The 7,186-nt window shown below is 62.9% G+C and carries 7 protein-coding genes and 1 tRNA gene; 3 read left to right on the top strand and 5 right to left on the bottom strand.

Features of this window, described 5'->3' with window-relative positions; translation table 11 throughout:
- Positions 1-35: 35 nt before the first annotated feature.
- Together AX703_RS25540 and cpdR are read right to left on the bottom strand one after the other, a co-directional pair.
- A tRNA-Val gene (locus AX703_RS25540) sits at positions 36-110 on the bottom strand.
- Between the two features lie 107 nt (positions 111-217).
- Entirely contained in the window at positions 218-595 is a 378-nt protein-coding gene (cpdR, locus tag AX703_RS25535; protein ID WP_062348304.1) for a cell cycle two-component system response regulator CpdR, read from the bottom strand.
- Between the two features lie 174 nt (positions 596-769).
- Here cpdR and AX703_RS25530 point away from each other — a divergent pair, with 174 nt between their 5' ends.
- Positions 770-1,732, top strand: coding sequence for an N-formylglutamate amidohydrolase (locus AX703_RS25530; protein WP_062348301.1), 963 nt, complete (start codon positions 770-772; stop codon positions 1,730-1,732).
- 313 nt (positions 1,733-2,045) lie between these two features.
- On the opposite strand, the gene AX703_RS25525 is transcribed toward AX703_RS25530, so the two are convergent.
- Positions 2,046-2,825 (bottom strand): SapC family protein, encoded by a 780-nt coding sequence (locus AX703_RS25525; RefSeq protein ID WP_062348298.1) that lies wholly within the window; start codon positions 2,823-2,825, stop codon positions 2,046-2,048.
- Positions 2,826-2,934: 109 nt separating this feature from the next.
- The gene (locus AX703_RS25520) at positions 2,935-4,353 is read right to left on the bottom strand and encodes an FAD-binding oxidoreductase (RefSeq protein ID WP_062348296.1); all 1,419 of its coding nucleotides are present in this window, start codon (positions 4,351-4,353) and stop codon (positions 2,935-2,937) included.
- Positions 4,354-4,551: 198 nt separating this feature from the next.
- On the opposite strand from AX703_RS25520, the gene AX703_RS25515 reads away from it, so the two are divergent.
- The gene (locus AX703_RS25515; protein WP_062348293.1) at positions 4,552-5,088 is read left to right on the top strand and encodes a hypothetical protein; all 537 of its coding nucleotides are present in this window, start codon (positions 4,552-4,554) and stop codon (positions 5,086-5,088) included.
- Between the two features lie 144 nt (positions 5,089-5,232).
- Positions 5,233-6,588, top strand: a complete 1,356-nt coding sequence (locus tag AX703_RS25510; RefSeq protein WP_062348291.1) for a DEAD/DEAH box helicase — start codon at positions 5,233-5,235, stop codon at positions 6,586-6,588.
- A 228-nt stretch (positions 6,589-6,816) separates the two neighbouring features.
- On the opposite strand, the gene AX703_RS28610 is transcribed toward AX703_RS25510, so the two are convergent.
- On the bottom strand, positions 6,817-7,186 hold a 370-nt coding region (locus tag AX703_RS28610), incomplete at its 5' end, for a hypothetical protein (protein WP_231735708.1).

The following is a 7,186-nucleotide window of genomic DNA, read 5'->3' as shown; positions in this document are numbered from 1 at the left end:
AAAAACCCCCGCCATTGGCGGGGTTTCTTATGCGATGGTGGGCGTAGCAAGGATTGAACTTGCGACCCCTACGATGTCAACATAGTGCTCTACCACTGAGCTATACGCCCGCACCATCTGCTTGTCCCTTGGCTGGCGGCGAACCGCTGATCGCGTCGGGAAGCGCGCCATTAGCCCCCGTCCCGATTCATGGCAAGGGGGAATTTGCAGCCGGAGTTCAGCGGCTCCCCGCGAACTGCGCATCCTCGAACACGCGCTCGACTTCGAGCACCAGATCCTTGAGGTGGAACGGCTTTGACAGCACCCGGGCCTGGGGTGCCTCACGATTTGCCTTGAGCGTCACGGCAGCGAAGCCGGTGATGAACATGACCTTGGTGCTGGGGCTGATCTCGCTGCAGCGTTGCGCCAATTCGATTCCATCCATTTCCGGCATCACGATGTCAGACAGGAGGAGGTCGAAATGTTCGGATTCGAGCAGGGGAATTGCGGCGGTGCCCCTGTCCACGGCAGCCACGGAATAGCCGGCATTTTCCAGCGCGCGGGTCAGGTAAGTGCGCATCGCCTCTTCATCTTCGGCGAGCAGGATCCGGATCATGGCGAACCTGTTTTTTAGTGGGGCTTCAGTTCCATGGCCTATAACGCCGATGGGGTTAACAATCTCCCGCCTGAAGCTTCGCGCAAACCGCTTTTTGCCCGCAACCCGACATGTGGTCCAATCGTTGTCGGACCTTGCTTTGACTTGCGTGCGAATCGGTTGCACCTTTGCGGGATGCAGCATGAGTGTGAGCACCAGGGCGATTCGGCTTCGGTCCATGGCGGGTCGGTGCCGGGCAATCCCGGTGTGCCGGCCTACAGCCTGACGACGATCGATCCTTCGCCGATCCCCGTGGTGATTGCCGTCCCGCATGCAGGAAGGGCCTATGCCAAGTCGCTGCTGGACCGGATGCGTCATCCCGCATTCGCAGCGCCCCGGCTTGAGGATCGCTACGCCGATCTCCTGGGGCAGGCGGTTTCTCGCCGGACCGGCGCGGCGCTGCTCATCGCCCATGCGCCGCGGGCCATGCTCGATCTCAACCGTGCCAGCGATGATGTCGACTGGGAGATGGTCGGTGGTCCACCGGCTGATGCTTCGGCCGCGCCCAGCGGTTTTGGCAGGCGCGCACGAAGCGGGCTGGGGCTGGTGCCGCGTCGTCTGCCGGGTCTTGGAGAGCTGTGGAAGCGCAGGCTCGACCATAGCGAGCTGGCAGAGCGGATTGCAGCGGTGCATCAGCCTTATCACATGGCGCTCGGCAGCACGCTCGAGACGATTCGGGACCGTTGGGGCGCTGCCCTGCTGATCGACCTTCATTCGATGCCACCGCTGGCGGCCCGTTCGCCCGGAGAGCGTGCGCCGGAATTCGTCGTCGGCGATCGGTTCGGCGCTTCGTGCGATGGGGGTGTGGTGGCTTCCGCGTTCGGCTTCTTCACCGAAGCTGCGCGACGGGTGTCGCACAACCGGCCTTATGCCGGGGGCTACGTGCTGGAGCGACACGCAAGGCGTGCCGAAGGCCTTCACTGCATGCAGCTCGAGATAGACCGCACCTGCTACCTCGATGCAAGAATGGCCGAACCCGGCCCCGGCTTCGATGCCACGATCGAACTGCTGGTAGGCCTGGTGCGCCGACTCGCGGTCGATGTGGCGGACCTCGGCCGCGCATCCGACCGCGGACGCTGGCGCGCTGCTGCCGAGTAGATGCGCGCTTTATGGGCAAACGCGCGGGCAAACTTGCGCAAGCTCATGTAACCCAAGAAAAAACCACCTGGAGCAAGCTCCAGGTGGCCAAGGTTCAGGGAGGAGGTGCACGTGAGTGCACCAGTTACGCTGGGCCATGAGGGGAGCCGCAACGCAACAATCACAAGATAGGTGAGGGGGTTTGCCCCTGCAAGGGCTTTCGAGGGATTTTTGCAACACCCCAAGAAAAAACGCGATGAACCGAATGGCTCACCGCGCTTTTCTGTTGACCTGTGGCCCGATCGCTCAAGCCCGATGTCAAATCGTGTCCGGCTTATTCGGCCGGAACCTTGATCGCCGGGATCGGACCCTTGCCCAGTTGAACCTGCGCGCCGAAGATCTGGCTGATCAGTTCGAGCGAGAACAGGTGGGCATAAAGCAGCGGCAGCAGGCCGCTCTGCGCCCAGCCACGCAGCACGTCACCGCGCACATCGCGCAGCTTTTCCTGATTGACCATCTGGAAGCCGCGATAGACGAACGGCTGGTCATTGCCCTGCTGCTGGATGGCGACTTCGCCCTCCATGAGCAGGTCGTGCTTCTTCAGCTCGTCGATGAAGGCCTGCGTGCGCTGGCCGGCCTGCTCGAACTGCTCGCAGAAGCCGAGTGCAGCCTGGGTCGCTTCAGAAGGCTGGCCGTCGGTGAAGAGCTCCTGCCCTTCCACCGAATCGCCGAGCAGGTTTGCCGAAGGGTCGAAGCACAGCGAAAGCTCTTCGCTATTGGGGTTCAGCTTGGCGAGCAGGAACGGGTAGCGGCGGACATAGGCCGGGATGTAGATCGGCTGGGTGACCTTGCCTTCTTCATCAACAAAGACGTTCACGCCTTCGTTCAGCCCCATCAGCGCCAGCGGAACCGGGTTGTCACCCGATGCAAAGATGATCGGGTAATGGCGTGCTGCCTGGGGAAATTCCTCAGCCGTCAGGGGGATGGCGTGCTGTCCGATCAGCCAGGGAGCTGCATCCGCGTTCTTCGCCTTCCACGTTGCATGGTCCCGGCTGTTGAGCGGCATCAGGTCGTTGTAGAACATCGGCAGGTTCGCTTGCGGCGCGCTGGCCATTTTGCATCTCTCCAAGAATCAAAACATTCGCGCGGGCAAAACTCACTCTGGCCGCGGCTTAGCGGGAACGCCGGTTCTTAGGGGCTGCCAGAAGGCCGCGCAAGCCGCGTCAGACAAGCTTTCCGGGGTTTAGCAGGCCGTTCGGGTCCAGTGCCTGCTTGATGGCGCGCATCGTGGCAAGCACCGCGGGATCGGAAAGGCGGGCCAGTTCGTCACGTTTCAGCCTGCCGATTCCGTGTTCGGCAGAGATCGAGCCTCCCCATGCGGCGACCATGTCGTGGACTTGCGCGCTGATCGCCTTGCCGTCGCCTGCTTCCCACGATGCCCGGTCGCTGCCCGGCGGCGCGATGACGTGGAAGTGGACGTTGCCGTCACCGAGATGCCCGAAACAGACCGCGCGGGTGCCCGGCCAATCGGCTTCGAGGCGCGGGACGGCGGCCTCGACAAAGGCGGGCATCTTTTCGACCGGCACGGAAATGTCGTGCTGCATCGCTGGGCCAAGCGCCCGTTCGGCGGGCGAGATGGTCTCGCGGATCAACCACATGCGCTCGGCCTGGTCTTCGCTGGCGGCGATCGTGGCGTCAGCGATGAGATCGCGTTCGAACGCCGTGGCAAGGATGCGCTCGGCCAGTTCGGGCAATCTCGCGGCGGTGTCCTCGTCGCCCGCGACCAGTTCGATCAGGGCATGCCAGGGATGAGGCCCCGTCAGCGGTGCGCGCGTTCCGGGGGTGTAGGCCTGAACCGCCTCGAGGCTGTGCTGGGGCAGGACCTCGAAGCCTTCCAGCAGCCCCGGCGCCATGTCCTCTGCCAGAAGCAGGAGGCTGCGCGCATCGTGGAGTGAGGTCGTGCCCGCCCACATCACCGTCCTGCCGGCAATGGCGGGAGCGAGCCGCAAGGTCGCAGCGGTGACGATGCCCAGCGTTCCTTCCGAACCGATCAGCACTTGCTTGAGATCGAAACCCCGGTTGTCCTTCTTGAGCGGGGTCAACAGATCGAGCACGCTGCCATCGGCCATGACGGCTTCGACCCCCAGCACCAGCGCTCGCATCGAGCCATGGCGCAGGACTTGCGTACCACCGGCGTTGGTCGATACTAGGCCGCCGATCGTGGCCGAGCCCTTGCCGCCAAGCGTGAGGGGGAAGCGCAGGCCCTCTTTCTCCGCCGCCTCGTGCAGGACCTGCAGGATGACGCCTGCCTCGCACGTGGCCGAACGCGCCGCGGTATCGAGCGCGGTGATCCGGTTCATGCGGCGCAAGGAGAGGATGATCTCGCGCCCGCTTTCGAATGGTGTCGCGCCGCCCGACATGCCGCTGTTGCCGCCCTGCGGCACGATCGGCACGCCATGCCTGGCGCACAGCTTCACCAGGGCGGCGACCTCGGCGGTATTGGCTGGCGAAGCGATTGCCCGCGCCGCGCCGGTGTAGCGGCCGCGCCAATCGGTCAGCCATGGGGCCATGTCATCGGGATCGGTAGTCAGACCCTTTGGCCCGAGCAGACGGGCCGCTTCTGCAAGAAACGTTTCGCTCATCACGGCATCGGCTATTGCCACCCCGCAGGAAGGGCAATTCATTTTTCATTGCTGACAGGTTAAGCAACCGTTCAACCCCGGAGGTTAGGGGTTTCAGGAGCGGTTGGAGCGGGGTCAGGGCCGCTTGGCCGTAGAGGGGACGTCGAGAGTTTTTGCATCGGAATGCCCAACCTATTCAACCTATTGGCCTCATTGGGCATGCTGCTGGCCGTACCGGTTGGTACACCCGTGGCGATACCCGATAGCGATACGCAATGGGCGACTGCTTCCATTCCGGCAGGATCGCCCCTCATTGTCGACGACTTCGGGGCGAGCGCTTTCAACAGCTTCATTGCCGACGGCTTGGGCGACCAGTCCTGGAATCAGGTGCGCATCGAGCAGCGCATGGTCATCCGTATTGCACCGCGCCTGCCCGGCCAGATTTACATGCCGATGCCGGCAGCGCCGCAGCCGCCGCGTTTTTACGAGCGCAAGACCAGCAAATGCCTGCCGATCACCAGCATTGCGGGCGTGCAGATCGAATCGCAGGATCGCCTCCTGCTTGTCACGCGCGGGCGGAAGCTGATCGGTGCCAGTCTCGACAAATCCTGCCGCGCTCGCGACTTTTATTCAGGCTTCTATGTCGAGAAGAACGAGGACGGGCAGCTCTGTGCCGGCCGGGATACGATTCATTCGCGGGCCGGAGCGAACTGTGCCATTACCAAGATGCGCGAACTCGTGCTGGAAGATGACTGACAGTCCCGTCTCGTCGCGGAATTCTTGACTTTTCGGGCCATATCGTCTTAGCGCGCAGACAGTGCTGGCGGCGTTTTGCGATGCAGGCTGTCCAGCGGGCACATTTGTGTTCGTGCCGTCTCTAGTTCTCGGAAAATTGCCTGCATGAAGTTTGCCGATCTCGGCCTCTCGGATGAATTGCTCCAGTCGGTGCTCGACGCCGGCTATGATGAGCCCACTCCGATCCAGGCGCAGGCAATTCCCGCTGTCCTGATGATGAAGGACATCATCGGCATCGCCCAGACCGGCACCGGCAAGACTGCCGGGTTCGTGCTGCCGATGATCGACATTCTGGCGCACGGCCGCCGCCGCGCCCTGATGCCGCGCTCGCTGATTCTCGAACCGACGCGCGAACTCGCCGCGCAGGTGGCCGAGAACTTCGAGAAGTACGGCAAGAACCACGATCTGAAGATGGCGCTGCTGATCGGTGGCGTGCAGATGGGTGACCAGGTCAAGGCGCTGCAGGACGGCGTCGACGTGCTGATCGCCACGCCTGGCCGCCTGATGGACCTGTTCGAACGCGGCAAGATCCTGCTCACCGGCTGCGATCTGCTTGTGATCGATGAGGCTGACCGCATGCTTGACATGGGCTTCATCCCCGATATCGAGAACATCTGCACCAAGCTGCCGACTCAGCGCCAGACGCTGCTGTTCTCGGCCACGATGCCCCCGCCGATCAAGAAGCTGGCCGACAAGTTCCTGTCGAACCCGAAGATGGTCGAAGTGGCCCGCCCCGCGTCGACCAATACCAGCATCGCCCAGTTCAAGGTGAAGTGCACCACGCGCCAGAAGCGCGAAGTGCTGCGCCAGCTGCTGCGGACCGACAACGTCACCACGGCCATCGTCTTCGCCAACCGCAAGACCACGGTGCGCGAACTCGCCAAGTCGCTGCAGCGTCATGGCTTTGCCGCAGGGGAAATCCACGGCGACATGGACCAGAGCGCGCGCAACGCCGAACTGCAGAAGTTCAAGGACGGCGACATCTCGATCCTCTGCGCATCGGACGTCGCCGCGCGCGGGCTTGATGTGAAGGGCGTGAGCCACGTCTTCAACTTCGACACGCCATGGCACCCGGACGACTACGTCCACCGCATCGGCCGCACCGGTCGCGGCGGGGCGACGGGACGGGCGTTCACGCTGGTGGCGTCGGAAGATGCCGAGGCGATCGACAATGTCGAGAAGCTGCAGGGGACGAAGATCCCCGAGTTCAAGCTCGAGATCGCCGAGAAGGAAGAGCGCAAGCCCCGCGAGACCGAGCGCCGCGAGGAAGAGCCGAAGCGCGAAAGCCGCCGCGAACGTCCGGCCCGCGAGGAGCGCAAGCCGCGTGCTGAACGCGAACCACGGCAGGAACGCGCTCCACGGCGCGAACAGCCCAGCTACCGCGACCACTCCGAACCGCCGTCGAAGCCGGGTGAGTGGAACGGGCCAATCCCAGAGTTTCTGGCGGTTTCGGCGCTTTAAGCAGCTTCGCAGTCCCCGTTCTCACAACACGAACGGATGTCGGGTGCTTTGGACTGGATGCTCCCCGATGAAATCGTCGGCCCGGACTTGATCCGGGCCTTGGCTTTTCTCGTCGAGCGCTGCGCCGGAAGAACAGCCCAACCCCGTGTCAAGCACGGGGTGATGGTAGGGAGATCTAGGCAGGTTTACGGAATGACAGTGAAGGGACGGGAAGCGGTCGTTTCGCTCTCAGGTTCGACCCTGTGAAAGGGACCGGCCGTTCCACTTCCGACTGGCAACCAGCAGCAAGACAGGCGTGATGTAAAACCAAGCTGCAAACACAGCCCATAGGATGATACCCTCCGTCGTGCTGTCAGATCCAAACGTCGGCCACAGCGGCAATTCCATAAGGAAAACGCTAAGCAGGATGATCGGGATAGCAGTCATCAGCCACGCGGCGGCGATTAGCCGAAAAAGCCATAGCTTTATCTGCGAAGGTCCACTCGTCACAACCGAAACGTATTCGCGATTAGTACTTCTGTCCACCTTCTGATTGTCCGCAACTGTGAAGGGTTTCGGGCGCTTGCGTACGAAAGCCTCCAGTGCAGGAACCCGCGGG

Source organism: Novosphingobium sp. CCH12-A3 (genome assembly GCF_001556015.1).
GTDB lineage: Bacteria > Pseudomonadota > Alphaproteobacteria > Sphingomonadales > Sphingomonadaceae > Novosphingobium > Novosphingobium subterraneum.
The sequence above is the reverse complement of the archived record's forward strand: the minus strand, read 5'-3'. Positions and strand labels throughout refer to the sequence as shown.

Excerpts from the sequence above, each read along its gene's own strand:
- cpdR (WP_062348304.1), bottom strand. The coding sequence starts at position 595 with ATGATCCGGATCCTGCTCGCCGAAGATGAAGAGGCGATGCGCACTTAC.
- AX703_RS25530 (WP_062348301.1), top strand. The coding sequence starts at position 770 with ATGCAGCATGAGTGTGAGCACCAGGGCGATTCGGCTTCGGTCCATGGC.
- AX703_RS25525 (WP_062348298.1), bottom strand. The coding sequence starts at position 2,825 with ATGGCCAGCGCGCCGCAAGCGAACCTGCCGATGTTCTACAACGACCTG.
- AX703_RS25520 (WP_062348296.1), bottom strand. The coding sequence starts at position 4,353 with ATGAGCGAAACGTTTCTTGCAGAAGCGGCCCGTCTGCTCGGGCCAAAG.
- AX703_RS25515 (WP_062348293.1), top strand. The coding sequence starts at position 4,552 with ATGCTGCTGGCCGTACCGGTTGGTACACCCGTGGCGATACCCGATAGC.
- AX703_RS25510 (WP_062348291.1), top strand. The coding sequence starts at position 5,233 with ATGAAGTTTGCCGATCTCGGCCTCTCGGATGAATTGCTCCAGTCGGTG.